The organism is Leptothoe spongobia TAU-MAC 1115 (assembly GCF_018739885.1).
GTDB lineage: Bacteria > Cyanobacteriota > Cyanobacteriia > Phormidesmidales > Phormidesmidaceae > Leptothoe > Leptothoe spongobia.
Genome location: NZ_JADOES010000012.1, coordinates 46,326 through 64,103, shown reverse-complemented (window position 1 = coordinate 64,103; position 17,778 = coordinate 46,326). Strand labels below are relative to the sequence as shown.

The window sequence follows — 17,778 nt, the reverse complement described above, 5'->3', positions numbered from 1 at the left end:
AAGATTCTTAACCGCTTGACTCAGAGCATTTAGATCCCCAATTGTATAGCAATGCCTCGGCACAATAGGAGACCGGGACCTCCTATTGCTACGAGAAATTGACTAATAAACTTAAAAAGTTTTTATATCTTAAGAAGAATAGTAATAAGCGAATAATGGTTTTCTGTTATTACGACAATTGAACTACAGCATTACTATTCACATGCTTTATAGACAAAGGATAGACACAAATTTGAAACCATTTTAATCATCAAAAAAAACGACCTCAAAACTTTTGTGAGGTCGTGAAAAGTATTCAAAACTCAGTATTTATACAGATTACTTCGACACATTACTAACTAATTAGTTTGCCCTAATGAAAAAAGCAAATCAACAGAAAATCAATGCTTATAAATACTTCTCAAGGGTATTAGCCAGAGTTGTCTTTGGCACAGCACCAACGACCATATCGACACGTTGACCATCCTTAAAGATCATTAAGGTAGGAATACTGCGAATACCATATTGACTGGCAACTTTCGGATTATCATCCGTATTGACCTTAACAACCTTTACTTTGCCATCGTATTGCTCAGAAATCTCGTCCACCACGGGTGCAACCATCCGGCAAGGACCACACCATGGGGCCCAGAAGTCTACAAGCACCGGTAGCTCGCTTTTGATAACTTCTTGTTCGAATGTCGAATCTGTGACTTGTGCGGCTGACATCCCTATATTCCTTGTCGTCAAATATCAGATTCTTACCATAGCTGATTTTGGCGTTCGACTCATCTCAGCATTGGAAAAATCAACTTTAAGAATACCGTTTTATGGTCGACTCCATGACCGACAAAGAGCGCCCAGGTTAATTGAGGGATAGAGCGGCTATTCCTAGTAGAAGCTTTTGCCAACTAAAAACATTAGCTTTTGTCCATGTAGGAACCGCCTAAACCAATTAGGTTTAGGCGGAGTGTGGTGTGAGGAGTGAACGGAAACTTCCGTCTCCGCTTTCTGTCTCATTGTAGGTCAAGTCTCAGCTTTTGCCATCCCCTACACCTCAGGTATGACGAGGATTTTAAGTTTTGTTTTATTGCGTCTGCGAGAAAAAATAAAGGATCGTGACACTCATCATAATGGCTAAGTGATATTGATCATGTTGCGGGAAGAAACTGTTTTATTCAGACATAATTTCTGACTGAAAATTCTACATCGCAAAAATCTCAAAGCTTATCTAAAATAGCTCTATTTTTTCTAACAAAGTCGACTGGTCTAGACACAACTGATAGCATTGCTAATTTCAGAAATGAACTGCTAAATACCAGTTGAGCTTGTCTATACTTGACAGCTCAACTGATACCAAGGGCTAGCAGTGCCTGAATTACTTACCCATTCCTAGCTGCTGAGCTTTCTGGTAAACCTTACCCTCAGTCAATAGTGAAGGGGCAATAACGACCTCTACTTTCTGCATATCCTTTAGATCTTTTGCGCCTAGGGTACCCATGCTAGTTTTTAGAGCTCCGAGGAGATTGTGGGTACCATCGTCAAGTTGAGCGGGTCCTCGTAAAATCTGCTCAAGCGTCCCTGTCGTACCCACATTAATCCGGGTACCTCTAGGTAGCACTGGACTAGGTGTAGCCATGCCCCAGTGAAAACCGCGCCCGGGCGCTTCAGCGGCACGGGCAAAGGGAGAACCAATCATCACACCATCAGCACCTGAGGCAATTGATTTACAAATGTCTCCTCCGGTGACTAATCCACCATCCGCAATCACAGGCACATAGCGTCCCGTTTCTCGCTGATAGTCATCCCGAGCGGCCGCACAATCAGAAACAGCAGTCGCCTGGGGAACACCTACTCCTAATACACCACGTGATGTACAGGCAGCTCCAGGGCCAATCCCAACAAGCACTCCGGCAGCTCCAGCCTTCATTAACTCTAAGGTAACCTCGTAAGTGACACAGTTACCCAAAATCACTGGCATGGGCATTTCAGCACAGAAGTTTGCCAGGTCCAGAGACAAAATAGACTCAGGTGATAAATGATTCGTAGATACGACGGTTGCCTGGATAAAGACGAGATCAGCTTCAACTTCGGCAACTGTCTGACCATACTTAGCAGCTCCCATAGGCGTTAGACTCACCGCTGCAATCCCACCTTGAGACTTGATATCTGAGATCCGTTGCTTAATTAATGCTGGTTGTACCGGTCGTGCATAAATTTCCTGCATTAGAGGCACAAACTCTGCTTTTCCCACGGATGAGATGCGATCCAAAACTGGATTAGGATCCTCATAACGAGTTTGAATGCCTTCTAGATTTAAAACGCCAAGAGCACCCAGTTTCGAAAGCTCCACAGCCATACGAACGTCAATAACACCATCCATTGCACTAGCAATAATAGGAATTTCACGTTCTACATTGCCGAGCGTCCAACGGGTATCGGCTAATGCGGGATCTAGGGTTTTAGGTCCAGGCACCAATGCAATTTCATCAATGCCATAGGCACGTCTTGCTGTTTTGCCACGACCAAGTTGAATGTTCACTGATATCTCCTTCCCAAGATCATTAGGTTAGCCTAGCAAAGAAAGAAATCGATTCTCAATCGTTTGTGGTTAGGTAGCCTAGGAATTTGGCAGAGCACGTTTTGAGGAGAATGAGGTAAGCAACGTTAAGTCTGTAACATGGCAAGTTATAGACCATTGAAACCATAAAACTCTCGATAAAATTAAATAAGGCTATGCAGAAGGTCTATCCATGCATTCCATAACAGACCTATGCAGACGAACTAATCAGGGTATGCTCAACGATAAGGTTCGGGGAAGTTACAGTTCGCCTTTTAACAGCACGATACTCTCCCAAACTACTGAGTTATGGGCAATCGCCGTGAATTTATCTTCACTCAAGTTTTTTAGAAATCTGCGGGCTAACAATCGCCAGTTTGCGGTCATTGGCTTAGGTCGCTTTGGCCGTGCCGTCTGCCTTACCCTACATGGCATGGGTTATGAGGTCTTGGGTATTGATTCTGATGAAAATCGGGTGGCTCAGGTATTAACAGATCAAATTGCCGCCCACGCTGTTCAAATGGACTCTACTCAGCCTTCGGCTTTACAGGAAGCGGGCATCCCTGATTTTGATACGGTGATTGTAGCCATCGGTAACTATATCCAAGAGAGCATTATCACCACTCTCAATGTAAAAGAGGCAGGTGTTGCCAATGTGGTTGCCAAGGCATCTACAGAAATCCATGGCAAACTCCTCCAGCGGGTAGGAGCTGATCATGTAGTGTTTCCAGAATTTGAAATGGGCTGTGAATTGGCTCGTTCCTTAACACGCCCAGGAGTGCTAGATCGATTTGAACTCGACCCTGATCACAGCATTGTTGAAGTAGTCGTCCCTCAAGTGTTTGATGGTAAGACCATTGTTGAATTGGACCTACGAAACCACTTTGGACTGACATTAATGGCCATCAGCAAAGAAAATGCCATGGATAAGTTTGAAATCAATCCTAGTCCAGTCACCCGTCTAAGGGCTGGGACGCTGATGGTAGTGGTGGGCTCCAATAAAGGCATCGATAAATTGCCTATGTAGTGTTTTTATGTGGGTTTACTCACCAGACAAATGGCACAATATTGGAAGGACCAGAAAGCATGAAATTCATTGGCTTGATGAGCGGCACTTCCGTCGATGGAATTGATGCGGCCTTAGTTGAAGTCACGGGTAAGGAATATAACGTTCAAATCGAGCTCTTGGCAACGCATACTGGCAATTATCCGGCGGGGCTTCGTAATCGCATCCTCTCAGTATGTCATGGTGCCCCACTAACCATGGCCGACATTGTGGAATTGGACGATGAAATTGCAATCTCATTTGCCGACGTCGCTAATCATCTAGGACAGGCGGATGTAGTCGCATCCCATGGCCAAACTGTTTATCATCGCCCCCCAACCAATAATAATCTAGGGTACAGCTGGCAACTGGGGCGAGGCGCACTGATCGCCCATCTCACCCAAACTCCAACCATTAGTGATTTTCGCGCCGCAGATATAGCTGCTGGCGGACAAGGAGCTCCCCTGGTACCTCCCGTTGATGCCAGTCTTCTCAGCGATCCCCAACGTCATCGCTGCATACAAAACATTGGCGGCATTGGTAACCTCACCTATCTGCCACCATGGGATCGTGCAGATAGTCCACCAGAAAGCATCATTGGCTGGGATACAGGCCCTGGCAATGCGTTAATTGACTGGGCAGTTCACGCCTTTAGTAACGGGACACTAACTTATGACCATGACGGTAACTGGGCAGCCCAGGGCAACCCCTGCCAAACTTTGATAGACCAATGGTTAGAGCAGTCATTTTTTAAGCAACCCCCACCCAAATCCACCGGTCGGGAACTATTTGGGGCCAGCTATGGTCAGCGATGTTGGCAAGAGGCACAGGCATTTGACCTAGACCAGGCCGATTTCCTTGCGACCCTAACGGCCTTTACTGCTGCCACAATCGTCGATAGTTACCGTCAGCTACCCCGTCTCCCCGACGAAGTTCTACTATGCGGTGGAGGAAGTCAAAATGGATACTTGCGATCGCAACTCCAATCTAGATTGCCTGATATTCCGATACTCACCACAGATGACGTCGGTCTTGACAGCAGATTCAAGGAAGCGATCGCCTTTGCCATCCTAGGATATTGGCGTTGGCATCAGCACCCAGGCAACCTTCTCACCGTCACGGGAGCTAGCCACCCCTGTCTACTAGGTCATATTCACAAAGTCAAAGATCACCTTGCCACAGAGATCAGTAAATAAAACATTCAGAAACTATCACAATACATTGGCATCTCATCTACTCTGAAAGGGGAAATAAATTAACAGCGAAAACTACCTAGAAACAGCTACAGAATTGTTATTTCATGACTCAAGTCTGCCAACAATAAACTATTACAAGTGATTTACATAAATCGTTATATAAACATCAGGGAGAATACGTGAACCACAGTTTTCTGATCGAGCCAGGACGCTGGACCCTTCAGGGTAGCTGGTTGTCTAAGGACCTACTACCGATCTCCGTCAAAGGCAAAATCCTAGTCGCCTGGAACAGCAACGACTGGTTCACTATGGTCACTAAGCTTGTTTTTCCTAACGGAGAGCTCGACGATATTTCTTTACAGTACAAAGGACGAATTGCTACCGGAAATCGTCAATATACCTTTGTGTTGCAACACAGTGTGCTTGGACGCGTAGAAGGCGAAGGATGGATCGGACCCAGTTCAATCGTTCAGCATTACTGGGCTCTCAAGGATAGGCATATGCGTACCGGGTTTGAAACCCTCTATCGACATAATTCCAATCGATATCATTTCTCAGGTGGCATTATGGCAGGCCATCATTTATCTAGCACCATGGAAGCTATCGTTGAGCGACATCAGGGTTAGATCAAGCAATCTATTTTAGTAAGTTACAGAAGTTGCGTTTAATTCACCCTGGGGATTTACCCAAGGGTGCGTATGGATAGATGGTTCATTGATTCCATAATGTTTCTGAACATAACAGCCATATGTAATCCCTGGTAACCGCTGGGGTTATTGGCTCATCACTGCAGCTTTAAATGCCAGACAGTAACTTAGGTCGTAGACTTGCCAATCGCTATGAGCTCATGGACTCCATCGGTCAAGGCTCCATGGGGAAAGTCTATTTGGCTAAAGATATGCTCCTAGGAGGCGTTCCTGTCGCCGTCAAATTTCTCGCCCAAACCTTACTCAATGAGCAGATGAACCAGCGCTTTATGCACGAGGCTATGACCTGTGCCCAGCTGGGAAACAAGAGTATCCATGTGATCAGAGTCACAGACTATGGCGTTACTGACGATGAAGTTCCCTTCTATGTCATGGAATATCTCAAAGGGCAAAATTTAGGCCAGATGCTCCAACCAAGGCCTCTGCAGGTCAGACGTTTTCGCGACTTTATCCGACAAATTTGTCTCGGTTTAGAAGCAGCTCACAAAGGCATTATTCTCAACAATCAAGTCGTTCCGATCATTCATCGAGACATTAAACCTAGCAATATCTTGGTTACTCAAAGCGCCAGTATCGGCGACCTGGTGAAGATTTTGGACTTCGGTATTGCCAAGCTCATGCAAGCTAATAATCGAGAGGAAACGAGCACTTTCCTGGGGACATTAGCCTATGCCTCTCCAGAACAAATGGAAGGACAGGAGCTCGATAACCGTTCTGACCTCTATAGCTTGGGCATTATGATGTACCAAATGCTGACAGGTTCTCTCCCTTTTCGCCCTACTAGCAATACATTTGGCAGTTGGTACAATATCCATCGGTATCAAGAGCCTACACCTTTGGATGACTTATCACCTTATGGTCCATTACCTAAGTCACTAAAAGATGCCGTTATGAGCTGCTTGGCAAAGGAACCATCCCAACGCCCAAGTAACGTTAGTCAACTCCTCGATCGTTTAATAACGCGTCAACCTAAGCCTCAAACTAAACCAGCAACATCCAACAATCCTTTTCATAAGCAGGTATGGCCAAAAGATAAACCCATTGCTGAAATTGTATTTCAGCAACTTATCTCAGTCCAAAATCGCCAGATACCAGCACTGTGGGTGATGATGCAGCCTCAGGAAATTAAGCAACACATTAGCAATACTGGTTACAATAATTTCTTATTTACCTTGAGTCCACACCCAATGGTTTTATGGGTCACAGCGTTTTATGGTGAAGCTCAAGGCCCTCGATGGCTATCCAGCTATTTAGATCTTAAAAAATCTGATATTCAGACATTTATCTGGTGCTTGGCAGAGACAGGAAACTATCCAGTATTGTTTTTCTCTAAAGATTTTCCAAATCAGTGTGTCAACTCTCGTCGCTTACACATTGCCTCTCCTCAGCAAAAACTCTTAAAGGAATGGGTGCTGATAGCCCGCGCTTTTATACCAATAGACAGTCCCCAAACCAGTAAAAATATCCTGAGAAAGGAGCTGAATGATAACCTAAAGCCTCGAATGCTCTGGTAAATACCAATAATGATTTCCCAAGCTAACGGCAATTCATCTTAGAGAATTGCACATAATAGTGAGGGTATAGCCTCCATTTCATATTGATCGTATTGGTTAGGGTAATTCAAATCTCTGAAAAAATTGAATTACAGTACTAAGGTAACTTGTCAAAGGTATCGTATATGAGACTGCTGGCAAGTCCTAGTCTATGAGTCATGCAGCTCTTTAACATGAACTGCATGACTATAATGACTAAACATTTTTAGGATTATTAGATGTCTTCGGCAATAGGACCAACGCTAGGTATTATTGGCTTAGAATCACCGCATTAAATGACAGACAATAACTTAGGTCGTAGACTTGCCAATCGCTATGAGCTCATGGACTCCATCGGTCAAGGCTCCATGGGAAAAGTCTACTTGGCTGAGGATATGCTCTTAGGGGGCGTTCCTGTCGCTGTCAAGTTTCTCTCTCAAACCTTACTCAATAAGCAAATGACCCAGCGCTTTATGCGCGAGGCCATGACCTGTGCCCAACTGGGCAATAATAGCATCCATGTAGTCAGGGTTACGGACTACGGCGTTACCGATGACGAAATTCCGTTCTATGTCATGGAATATCTCAAAGGGCAAAATTTGGGTCAGGTGATTCAGCCAACCCCCCTGCCCATTCCACGATTTCTCGATTTCACTCGACAAATTTGTCTAGGTTTAGAAACAGCTCACAAAGGCATTATTCTTAATGGCCAGGTTATTCCTATAATTCATCGCGATATTAAACCCAGCAACATCCTGGTTACCCAAAGTGCCAGTGTCGGTGAACTAGTCAAGATTTTGGATTTTGGCATCGCTAAACTGATGCAAACCGATAATAGCGAACAAACTAGTAGTTTTATGGGGACACTAGCCTATGCGTCTCCAGAACAGATGGAGGGACAAGAACTTGATAGACGTTCTGACATCTATAGCCTAGGCATAATGATGTATCAAATGCTTACAGGTTCTTTGCCCTTTCGCCCCCGCAATAATACCTTTGGTGGCTGGTACAAAGCCCATCGCGCTCAAGAGCCGATCCCACTGGATGGTCAATCGCCCTATGGTGTATTACCCAGGTTAATTAAGGATGCTGTCATGGGCTGCCTAGCCAAGGATCGCTCTCAACGCCCTAACAGTGTTAGTCAACTTCTAACTCATCTCGCTCCATTAGAAAATCGATTTAGTCGCTCAATTGATCTGGGGAAGCAGATTAGGGGGACCCTTAGGGATCTCCCCGTTGTTTCTAAACAGGCACCCCCTAGTGGCTCTGAGGAAGATCGATTTTGTCGACTACAGGTGTGGCCCCAAGAAACACCAATTGCTGAAATTGTATTTCCAAAACTGCTCGCCATGAGCAATCGCCAATTGCCTACTCTATGGGCAATGTTGGGCTCTCTAGAAATTGAACAGCGTCTTACTAATACCGGCTCCAACAATTTTTTATGTGTTCGCACCCCTCACCCTATGTTGCTATGGGTAACAGCGCTTTATAGCCAGGCTCAAGGAGCCCGATGGTTATCAAGCTATCTTGACCTTAAAAATCCTGGAAATCAAAAGTTTATTTGGCATCTTGGCGAAGAGGGCTCTTATCGTGTGCTTTTTTTCTCTAAAGAAACCCCTAATCAATTCATCAACTTTCGCCGTCTGCACATTGCTCCGCCTCAACGGAAACTACTGAAAGAGTGGGTACTTATGGCTCGTACAATCATGCCCACAGGCACTCCCAAAGAAAGTAAAAGAATGCTCAAGCAGGAGCTCAACGAGAAATTGAAGCCTCAAATGCTCTTAAGCTTTGAGGCTATGCATTCCAACTCAAACACTTAAGCACCTAATTTTTAAGTTGCCACTGCTGTGACCAATGGTTAAAGATGCTCGGTAAGGGAGAAAAGAATCAACTTGCACGCGGGAAATGAATCACTGGATGCCAACTGGAGCGTAGTAAAGCACTGGTGAAACTAGGCACCGACCATTTCAAAATCCCCTTGGATTTACCAGAGCAAATTGCGATCGCAGAAATATCATTCACTTCTGCCGACTTCAATATTTCAGATTGGGGATCGCCCTGACGAATCTCCGTAAATACTTCTACACCCGCTGTTTCTAAATCAGCCTTCACCTGATCGAGCTGGGATTGGACCTGTTTCTCCGATTCCCTGAGCTCCACACGGATACAATCATCAATAATCCAACAAAGCGTACAGTGTTGAGGACATTCACTCGATTGAGCCACTGCTTTAACTTGTGACACTAAATATTTGGCACTATTACTACCGTCATAGGGCAACAAAAGATGAGTAAACAAGGTCTGGCAACGCAGAGCCAGCTCCTGCTCCCGATAGGTTGCTATTAGCTGAGGACGCAAAATAACCAACGGAATATCAAGTTGATTCGCAATCCCAGTCGTAGTACTTCCAAACAGTTTCTCCGTAAGCAGGGAACGGGTCGGAGTACCGAGAATCAAAACATCGGCATCATAGCAACGAGCTACCTTTGAAATATTGTCAATAACACGTCCAGAGCGCACATCAATAACAACCGATTTCCCATCAGGAAGGACGGCATGACTTGCTGCGGCCAGGCGTTGTTTAGCATTAGCAACAGCCTCGTCATCCACTTTAGGAATCTCACGATCGGTAGTCAGGGAAACATTATGGAAAAAAACCACTTGTTCTAAGCCAGACTGCACCAAATCAGGAACAAACTTTATCAGCCGCTGCAGACTATCTTCAAAATCAGTACAGACTAGCGCACACTTAAACATCTAGCTCTACTCCACCCTTATCACTTACCCGTTATTCGTCTTGAAAAGCGACTACCACCACCGTAATATTGTCACGACCACCACGCTGCTTAGCAGCATCTACAAGAGACTCAACAGCCGTTGGACAAGAGCGAATCGACTTCAAATGAGTGGCAATTAATGGATCAGAAAGCTCTTCCGTTAAACCATCACTGCATAACAGCAAGCGATCCCCCCCCGACACATCCAAAGACTGAACATCAATGCGATTTAAGTCTTCTCGTCCCAGACATTGAGAAAGAACATGTCTCCAAGGATGATGTTTAGATTCATCGACCGTCAATTCACCCTCTTCAATTGCCTTAGCAACCCAAGTATGATCAGTTGTAATTTGATCGAGCTTGGCTCCTCGCAAACGATAGAGTCGGGAATCGCCAACATGGGCGCACCAAGGATGGCTATCAGGCTCACGAAACATGACCGCTACAGCCGTTGTCCCCATATCCGCTCGCTCAGGATGATGATACTGGTCCTTCAAAATAGCATCGTTTGCCGCGATAAATGCCTTACGTAGCATGACATCAGGGGACTCCGTACTCTCCCAATGATTGTCGAGATACTGATAAATAGCCTCTGTCGCTAAGCGACTGGCTTCTTGGCCACCAGCATGTCCCCCCATACCATCAGCAACAACAAAGAAACGGCCTAATTTATCCAGATAATAAGCATCTTGATTACTAGTTCGTAGCAATCCTGGATCCGTTAAACCGGCAAAAAAGCGTTGCATAAAGCATTTAGGCATAAAATGGGCAGCTAGGGCATACGGTCAGCTCGACCAAGGCGCATCAGGGCTCGAACTAACGCTATCCCCGATACAGCAGCAGGTAACGACATTCCTAAAGCGACCCATGGCAATTGACTTACCAATAATAAAGTGGCCGATAAAGTAAACGTGCCAAACAGCAACGTATAGTTTGTCATCAAATTGACACTGCTCAGACGACGTATAGCCCGATCAGTATCAATAGAGCGCACTCGTACACGAATGTCACCCCGATCCAAACGATCAAGCGAATCCTCAATACGTCGTGGCAATCCAAACGCTGAACTACCTACTTGAGCTGCCTGACGACTGATTTCACCAATGAGTCCGTTAGTAGAAGAATTAGAGACATTAGTCATAAGCTGATTAGCAAACGGTTTTGCAGCCTCCATAAAATTAAAGTCTGGGTCTAACCCTTTACCCACACCCTCTAGCGTAGAAAATGCCCGCATCACAAATGTAAATGTGGCAGGGAATCGAAATGGCTGATCGTAAGCAACGGCATACAAATCATCACTGATGGCAGTAATGGATTGCTCCTCAAAGGGCTTATCCATGAAGTTATCTAGAATATACTGAATTGAGCGACGCACAGGCCCCATATCTTCAGTTTCTGTCAAAGCTCCCAGATCAATCAGAGATGCCATTACTATGTCAGCATTTCGCTGAGCCACGCCCATAAAGGTGCGCATCAGCCCATCACGCGTAATCGGCGGAATCTGCCCCATCATGCCAAAATCATAGAAAATTAGAGTGCCATCAGGGTTCACAGCAATATTTCCGGGATGAGGATCAGCATGAAAAAAGCCATCATTCAAAAGCTGATGTAAATAAGCCTGCGCTCCCAATTGCGCTAGCCGCTGTCGATCCAAGCCAGCAGCTTCTAGAGACTCATAATGACTAATTTTAATACCCGGTAGATATTCTAACGTCAGTACACGCTGAGATGCATAGCGCCAATAGATACGCGGAGCCTTAACCCAATCAATATCGCGGAAATTACGACGAAATGTGTCTGCATTACGTCCCTCATGCAGAAAGTCAATCTCTAGCCACAGAATCCGGCAACATTCCTCATAAATCCCAAGCCAGTCACGTCCACGCCCCCATTCAGGGTGACTCTGAAAATACTGGGCAATGCCTTTTAAAATAGCAAGGTCAATCTGAAAGAGACGCTGTAAACCAGGCCGCTGAACTTTAACAACGACTTCTTCACCAGAGTGTAATTGAGCTCGATGCACCTGCCCTAGGCTAGCCGCAGCCAAAGGGATAGGATCAAAGGTCTGATATAACTCATCAACAGGCCGCCCCAAGTCCGCCTCAACGATAGACTTTACCTGCTCATAACTAAACGCAGGTACTTGATCCTGAAGCTTGGATAGTTCTTCGACATATTCAACTGGAAATAGATCGGAGCGAGTAGAGAATAACTGACCTAATTTAATAAATGTGGGACCCAGATCTAAAAAAGTAAGCCGAATCCAGCGAGCTTGAGCCCGTCGCCGTGCCGACTGCTTCTCAGGAGATATCCCTCCGGCATAACTCCAGGATTTGCCATAAAGCCAACGCTTACCCAAAAAAGTCAGGAAGAAAGACCAGATATCAATAAATCGTTCTGGCCGACTATACCGACGGTTCCATCGATAACGTTTCTCAACGATTAGCGTATTCAATTTTTTTTCTGCAAAAGGCTCTAGAGCAGTATCTAAATGAACTGGTGACAACTGAGAATTGCTAACACTATCCTGGACGCTAATTAAGCGCTCAGATGATTGCTCGCTCAGTGACGGATTCTCGGTTGCATTGGGAACTGTAGACACTCAGTCTCCTAGATAGCCAGCGGCATAGTTAAACAGTGGACTTGAAAACGGATGTCGATCTCGGGCTAATTGTCTGGCAGTAATACTTAGGTATCAGATAGATCAGGAAGAAGATCGGTACTGCTGTAACGCAACTCGAACCTGAGCAATCTCAGCTCTCAGATTGTCAATCGTAGCCTGTAAATCTTCACCTGAACTTGAACTGTCAACTTCAGAAGAAACCTCTGTCTGAGACGATTGAGCCTGCTCAAAAACGTCTTCGACAAATCGATGTAACCATTCTCTCTGCTCAGCATCAAAGCGGCCGACACCGCTCATGCTAGTAGTAATCACTTCCTCCATTTTTTCACCGATAGCCGTTGCCAAGGCACGCCCTAGAAAGAACGCTTGCAGCGTTGGATTACTCATAAATTTTTTTACGGATATCTAAGCGATATTATACCCATGGTTTAAGACTAGCTGGGGCAGAATCACCAACACCCCCATATATTGGGTAGGTAAATTCGTGGATAAAATTTTCACTAAATCCATTGCCAATTAGTTAATCTGACAGCAAGTCAGGGGACGGAACAGGCCCATCTGGAGAGATGATAACAGGCCCATCTGTAAATTGAGACTCCGATACTGGGCGCTTGTCAAACCATGGGTAACTCTCAGTAACAGAATCAGTAATTTCTAAAGGTTGGCTATCAACTTCGCTATCAGGTTCCCCGATATTTGGCGCGACGACAGGCGGTAAGGCTTCTTCTTCAAAAGCTTCATCTGTAATGTCCTGAGTCACATCTTCATCGCCTAGAGTACCTGAAATGGGAATTGGTGAGTCTTCTAAGAGGACGGGCTCTTTGAGGACATCTGTCTTTTCTTGGTAAAGATCTGCGTCGACCTCATCATAGGCCTCAACATCACTACTAATAGGGGCTTCATTATAGACCAATTGGGATTGGGGCATTTCATCGTCCCAATCAACATCAAAATCCTCGTGTTCTGTTGAATCAGGCACTTGGGGGGGCCATTCTGCCAAGGGAGGAAAATCTTGCTGTGGCTGGAAAAGTGGCGCTTGACCAACGGGCAATACTTGAAAACGTAAGGTACTTCCTAAAGTTACCCCTAAACCGCTAGCAACAGCTGCAGTGGCAATGAGAGAAAACAATCGCCGCTTAGGTACCCTGCCAGAGCGTGACGTTGAATCCTTTACGATCGGTTTGACAGACGGTGGCATTATCTGCATTTGGGCACAAAAAGCTTAGTAAAGGAATACCTGGCATTGCTGTTATTCAGGAAAAACCACAAATTCCACCATAGAGCCTCAAATCTTGCCAGCTTAGTTGAGAGCAGAATGAAACTTAATATTTCCTCAGTTTCTAACTTTATCTATGGCAGTGGAGAAATGGCAATAGTACAGGTCTGGTATACTTTCATCAATCGCAGCTATAAAGAGCTGGGGTCAAGAGTTACAGGCTAATCAGATTAATTAAATTATTTACTAGTCTGACTCCAGTGAGTAATGTCGCTTGAGATAATCTTCAGCTGAGGCTACTGATGTGATGTGGCCATCCAACCTTGCATAGGTAAGGTCAGTTAGTATTTGCCGATATCGAGGTCCTGGGCGATATCCCAATCGTTTGAGGTGATGCCCATCGATGGGTGGTCGAATATCCCTCAGCTGAGTGATGTAATTCCATACATAGAATCCTATTTGCTGAGGGTGGCGTACGCTGACCAACAATAGTGTTGATAAATCGTAGAGTACTAGAATTTGATATATAGAACTGGGTCTGGGCTGATCCAAATGGCTGAATTGATTTAATAACGAGTCTTCAACCAGGGCTAATCGTTCTAAACGTTGAATAGAACCTAGGGGCAACTGCAAGTTATGGGCTATTTGAGCTCGTACCTCCACCCTTGCTAACAGTACCTCTAATCTCAAGAGCCAAGGCTCCACATCAATATCCTTACCTACCTTATCCACAAATAACTGCCGCCAGCGACCAGCTCGGTGCATCTGCCGCCACAGCCCAGCATCTATCGTCAAATCGGTATGTAAACAGCTCAAAGCGCCCAGCTTATCCAGCAAACCCAAAGACTTTGCCCAATAGTCCGCCTGGAAAATATAAGTCAACTCAGCCTTAAGGCGTGTTTGTAGAGCTGGCAAGCGTTTCTTGGCCTGCTGTGCCTGCAAGTCCGCATATATGCCACTATCTACTGCATAGTGAATAAACGTTTCAGTTTGAGAATCAATGGCAAACCCTAAACGGACTGCGAAGCGCACAGCCCGAAAAATCCGGGTGGGGTCCTCGATAAAGCTATTGGCATGGAGCACCCGCACCTGACTCTGCTGAATGTCTAGATAGCCCCCAAAAAAATCAAACAATAAGCCTGGCTGAGGCGCTGTCAGGCGGATTGCCATGGCATTAATCGTAAAGTCACGACGGTAAAGATCTTGTCGAATCGAGCTGGGTTCTACCTCTGGATTAGCCGCTGGATAAGGGTAAAACTCTGTACGCGCCGTCGCAATATCAATCATCAGCGGAGCATGACCAACCCGCGAGTGCCAGATCAGGGCTGCTGTCTGAAACTCGCCATGAACCTGAAGTTCCGCATCTGGATACTGCGTTTGTAGCTGCTGAGCCAAAACAACACCAGCTCCTTCCACAACAGGTGTCCGAAAGCTATCCACTACCAGGTCAATATCTTTAAGGGAAACAGCAGTATCGACCGGGGCCAGTAGCAAGTCTCGAACAGCCCCACCCACCACGTATAAGTGCCAGCCTCGCTGCTGGGCAGCAGTCGCAATTTGCGTTAAAAGCGTCCACAGGTCCTCTGACTCTAACGCCGTAGGGTAAGCTTGCAACGAAGCCTTTAATCGTTCATATACATTAGTCTCCAGCGGTGTCAGCAAAGCATTATCAGCCGATTGAGCAGGATACATCTGCCGTAAAACATCGGTGCGGGTGACAATACCCACCAGCTCTTCTTCCTCATCCAGCACTGGTAAACGGCCCACGTCATAGGTGACCATTAAGGCCTGAATCTCACTGAGGGATGTATGAGCTGCCACAGTTTTCAAATTGAGCGTCATATAGCCCTTGACTGGGGCATGGCTAAAACCGTGATGTAACGCCAAGTCAATATCCCGGCGTGAAATAATGCCCTGGAGTTTTCCTATATCGTCTGCCACGCATAGCCCAGAATGACCATAGCGCAGCAAAATTCGCTGAGCATCCACCACTGTTGTCATCGGACGAATCGTCCTGACTGGTGATGACATAATGTCTTGAGCTGTAACTGACTGGGTATGAGACCGAACAATTGCATCACAAAGCTGCTTAAAAACAATACCAGGGGTATCAGTTGTCAGGTTTGCTGCTGCTGCACAGCTATGACCACCACCTCCATAGGGTTGAAGCAATGTGCGACAGTTCATGCCAGTTTGGGGGCGGGTACGACTAATTAACGTCAACCGAGGTTTTGCCTTAGCGGTATAAACCGCTGCTAGCAGCAGACTATCTAACCCTAATAGCGCCATCAGATGGCTCACCAATCCGGACAGACCAGGCACAAAGTCTGTGGTTTCCAGATAGACAGTTCCTACGGCATACCCCTCGACTTGTTCAATAGATGTAGTATCTAGAGCAATACTGAGAAGCCCTTGGAGTGTTTCTGACAACCCAGGCTCCACGGCTTCGGAAATAGTTTGTTGATTGGCCCCCTGTTCCATTAACCAGGCCAGAGCATAGACATCACGGGGTTGGGTCTGAGCAAAGGTCAAAGACCCCGTATCACTATGGATACCTAAGGCCATCACCGTAGCTTGGGTGGGAGAGAGCGACTGATCAGACTGTCTCAGGGCCTCAACTACCAGAGTAGTCGTAGCTCCAACCGCCTCGATATGATGATCGCCAGGAATATCGGGACCAGACTCCGTATGGTGATCGTAAATGGTGATAGGTAAATGGGTGGCGATCGCATAATCAATCCACTCGGCTGCAGCCCCCACTCGACTCCGCAGATGGGCATCTACCACTACAATTGAGCGAATCATCGATACCGTTACAGCTCGGCGTTCAATCAATGGATATTCATCACGATGCAGTGCCAAAAAAGCTTTAACTGCCGGATGTGCCCCACCAGTCAAAACAATTCGGCTCCCCGGATATAAATATGCCAGCCCAACCGCTGCCCCCAACGTGTCAAAATCTGCGGTTGTATGGCAAAGGATCAAATCCATATCTCTCCCATCAGCCAAAACATCAAACCTATCGTCAGCAATCCGAAAATATTAGTACAGACAAATTAATCCCTACGGATTCAAGTAAAACGCTTTCGCTAGGGGCCTAATATTTGATAGCTTACTAAACAGGGCGATCAGTGCTCCATACTGTATCACCATCAATAGATTAAGAGGCTTGTCCAAGTCTGGAAGCTAAATTCTGCTCCGTTAGTATGGCAGTTTTCCACCTGGGCATGGTGTGTTAGATCTTTTGCTGTCTTAAGAGTGGCGAGTTATGTCTATCCTGTTTCAACTGTTTTTATTTGTTCTGGTAGTTTGGTCTTTTATCATGGTGATCGGTGTGCCCGTAGCCTATGCCTCCCCTCAAAACTGGGAGCAATCAAAACGACTAATCTTTCTTGGCTCCATCATCTGGGGAGCCCTGGTAATCGTCGTAGGAAGTCTGAATTATTTTGTGGTGTAAACCATCACAGTAAAGAGCTGCGTTTTCGTTTTAAGCGATTATCATTGCTCAGCTCATTCGCAAAAACATCTGCACTCGGGTGGTAAGGTCATTGGGACCTACCACCTTATTTTTTCGCAATAACTCGAATAGCCCCATGACTGTTTTTGAAGGAAGCTTTGACCAGGCAAGCACATCTAAGTTTGCGATTGTCATCGGTCGATTTAATGATTTGGTCACTAATAAACTGCTAGAAGGTTGCCAGGATTGCCTAAAGCGCCATGGTGTCAATGTAGATCCCAAAGGTAGCCAAGTAGACTATGCCTGGGTTCCTGGAAGTTTTGAAGTGGCCCTGGTAGCACGACAGCTAGCCCTTAGCGGCCAATATGACGCCATCATTTGCTTAGGCGCTGTTATTCGTGGTCAAACTCCTCACTTTGACTATGTCGCCGCCGAAGTCTCGAAAGGAATTGCCGCCGCTGGATTTCAAACTGGTGTACCAGTCGTGTTTGGTATCTTGACCACCGACTCTATGCAGCAGGCTTTAGAACGAGCAGGTATCAAAAGCAACCTTGGCTGGAATTACGCTATGAGTGCCCTGGAAATGGCAAGTCTAATGCCTCAACTACCAAAGCTAGGAACCCCTTAGAAATGTCCAAGTTGATAACCCAACTGCCAAGATCAGCAGAGGGTTACTCGGTAAT

Annotated in this window: 15 protein-coding genes; 7 read left to right on the top strand and 8 right to left on the bottom strand. The window is 45.8% G+C overall.

Annotated features, from left to right (window positions below; genetic code table 11):
* Positions 1-387: 387 nt before the first annotated feature.
* Both trxA and IXB50_RS08575 read right to left on the bottom strand, forming a co-directional pair.
* Positions 388-708, bottom strand: a complete 321-nt coding sequence (trxA, locus tag IXB50_RS08580; protein WP_215608542.1) for a thioredoxin — start codon at positions 706-708, stop codon at positions 388-390.
* Between the two features lie 649 nt (positions 709-1,357).
* Positions 1,358-2,521, bottom strand: coding sequence for a GuaB3 family IMP dehydrogenase-related protein (locus IXB50_RS08575; protein ID WP_215608541.1), 1,164 nt, complete (start codon positions 2,519-2,521; stop codon positions 1,358-1,360).
* Positions 2,522-2,861: 340 nt separating this feature from the next.
* Here IXB50_RS08575 and IXB50_RS08570 point away from each other — a divergent pair, with 340 nt between their 5' ends.
* The 5 genes from IXB50_RS08570 to IXB50_RS08550 all read left to right on the top strand — a co-directional run bounded on the left by IXB50_RS08570 (position 2,862) and on the right by IXB50_RS08550 (position 8,842).
* Positions 2,862-3,566, top strand: a complete 705-nt coding sequence (locus IXB50_RS08570; RefSeq protein ID WP_215608540.1) for a potassium channel family protein — start codon at positions 2,862-2,864, stop codon at positions 3,564-3,566.
* 59 nt (positions 3,567-3,625) lie between these two features.
* The gene (locus tag IXB50_RS08565) at positions 3,626-4,780 is read left to right on the top strand and encodes an anhydro-N-acetylmuramic acid kinase (RefSeq protein ID WP_215608539.1); all 1,155 of its coding nucleotides are present in this window, start codon (positions 3,626-3,628) and stop codon (positions 4,778-4,780) included.
* Between the two features lie 179 nt (positions 4,781-4,959).
* Positions 4,960-5,406 (top strand): hypothetical protein, encoded by a 447-nt coding sequence (locus tag IXB50_RS08560; RefSeq protein WP_215608538.1) that lies wholly within the window; start codon positions 4,960-4,962, stop codon positions 5,404-5,406.
* Positions 5,407-5,579: 173 nt separating this feature from the next.
* Positions 5,580-7,001, top strand: a complete 1,422-nt coding sequence (locus IXB50_RS08555; protein WP_215608537.1) for a serine/threonine protein kinase — start codon at positions 5,580-5,582, stop codon at positions 6,999-7,001.
* A 314-nt stretch (positions 7,002-7,315) separates the two neighbouring features.
* Positions 7,316-8,842, top strand: coding sequence for a serine/threonine protein kinase (locus IXB50_RS08550; RefSeq protein WP_215608536.1), 1,527 nt, complete (start codon positions 7,316-7,318; stop codon positions 8,840-8,842).
* A gap of 67 nt (positions 8,843-8,909) precedes the next feature.
* Here IXB50_RS08550 and IXB50_RS08545 read toward each other — a convergent pair whose 3' ends face one another.
* The 6 genes from IXB50_RS08545 to IXB50_RS08520 form a co-directional block, all read right to left on the bottom strand.
* Positions 8,910-9,779, bottom strand: coding sequence for a universal stress protein (locus tag IXB50_RS08545; protein ID WP_215608535.1), 870 nt, complete (start codon positions 9,777-9,779; stop codon positions 8,910-8,912).
* 31 nt (positions 9,780-9,810) lie between these two features.
* A complete protein-coding gene (locus IXB50_RS08540; RefSeq protein ID WP_215608534.1) occupies positions 9,811-10,545 on the bottom strand; it encodes a PP2C family protein-serine/threonine phosphatase in 735 nt (244 codons plus the stop codon).
* Between the two features lie 26 nt (positions 10,546-10,571).
* On the bottom strand, positions 10,572-12,401 hold the full coding sequence (locus IXB50_RS08535) for an ABC1 kinase family protein (protein WP_326520753.1): 1,830 nt from the start codon (positions 12,399-12,401) through the stop codon (positions 10,572-10,574).
* Positions 12,402-12,503: 102 nt separating this feature from the next.
* Entirely contained in the window at positions 12,504-12,809 is a 306-nt protein-coding gene (locus IXB50_RS08530; RefSeq protein ID WP_215608533.1) for a DUF6825 family protein, read from the bottom strand.
* A gap of 133 nt (positions 12,810-12,942) precedes the next feature.
* A complete protein-coding gene (locus IXB50_RS08525; RefSeq protein ID WP_215608532.1) occupies positions 12,943-13,620 on the bottom strand; it encodes a hypothetical protein in 678 nt (225 codons plus the stop codon).
* Positions 13,621-13,884: 264 nt separating this feature from the next.
* Positions 13,885-16,629 carry a CBS domain-containing protein gene (locus tag IXB50_RS08520; RefSeq protein WP_215608531.1) on the bottom strand — a complete coding sequence of 915 codons (2,745 nt, stop codon included), beginning with the start codon at positions 16,627-16,629 and terminating at the stop codon, positions 13,885-13,887.
* A 277-nt stretch (positions 16,630-16,906) separates the two neighbouring features.
* On the opposite strand from IXB50_RS08520, the gene psbZ reads away from it, so the two are divergent.
* Positions 16,907-17,095 carry a photosystem II reaction center protein PsbZ gene (gene psbZ / locus IXB50_RS08515; protein WP_215608530.1) on the top strand — a complete coding sequence of 63 codons (189 nt, stop codon included), beginning with the start codon at positions 16,907-16,909 and terminating at the stop codon, positions 17,093-17,095.
* Positions 17,096-17,231: 136 nt separating this feature from the next.
* On the top strand, positions 17,232-17,723 hold the full coding sequence (gene ribH, locus IXB50_RS08510; RefSeq protein ID WP_215608529.1) for a 6,7-dimethyl-8-ribityllumazine synthase: 492 nt from the start codon (positions 17,232-17,234) through the stop codon (positions 17,721-17,723).
* Positions 17,724-17,778 lie beyond the last annotated feature (55 nt).

Excerpts from the sequence above, each read along its gene's own strand:
- IXB50_RS08540 (WP_215608534.1), bottom strand. The coding sequence starts at position 10,545 with ATGCAACGCTTTTTTGCCGGTTTAACGGATCCAGGATTGCTACGAACT.
- psbZ (WP_215608530.1), top strand. The coding sequence starts at position 16,907 with ATGTCTATCCTGTTTCAACTGTTTTTATTTGTTCTGGTAGTTTGGTCT.
- trxA (WP_215608542.1), bottom strand. The coding sequence starts at position 708 with ATGTCAGCCGCACAAGTCACAGATTCGACATTCGAACAAGAAGTTATC.
- IXB50_RS08555 (WP_215608537.1), top strand. The coding sequence starts at position 5,580 with ATGCCAGACAGTAACTTAGGTCGTAGACTTGCCAATCGCTATGAGCTC.
- IXB50_RS08550 (WP_215608536.1), top strand. The coding sequence starts at position 7,316 with ATGACAGACAATAACTTAGGTCGTAGACTTGCCAATCGCTATGAGCTC.
- IXB50_RS08565 (WP_215608539.1), top strand. The coding sequence starts at position 3,626 with ATGAAATTCATTGGCTTGATGAGCGGCACTTCCGTCGATGGAATTGAT.
- IXB50_RS08545 (WP_215608535.1), bottom strand. The coding sequence starts at position 9,779 with ATGTTTAAGTGTGCGCTAGTCTGTACTGATTTTGAAGATAGTCTGCAG.
- IXB50_RS08520 (WP_215608531.1), bottom strand. The coding sequence starts at position 16,629 with ATGGATTTGATCCTTTGCCATACAACCGCAGATTTTGACACGTTGGGG.
- IXB50_RS08525 (WP_215608532.1), bottom strand. The coding sequence starts at position 13,620 with ATGCCACCGTCTGTCAAACCGATCGTAAAGGATTCAACGTCACGCTCT.
- IXB50_RS08530 (WP_215608533.1), bottom strand. The coding sequence starts at position 12,809 with ATGAGTAATCCAACGCTGCAAGCGTTCTTTCTAGGGCGTGCCTTGGCA.
- ribH (WP_215608529.1), top strand. The coding sequence starts at position 17,232 with ATGACTGTTTTTGAAGGAAGCTTTGACCAGGCAAGCACATCTAAGTTT.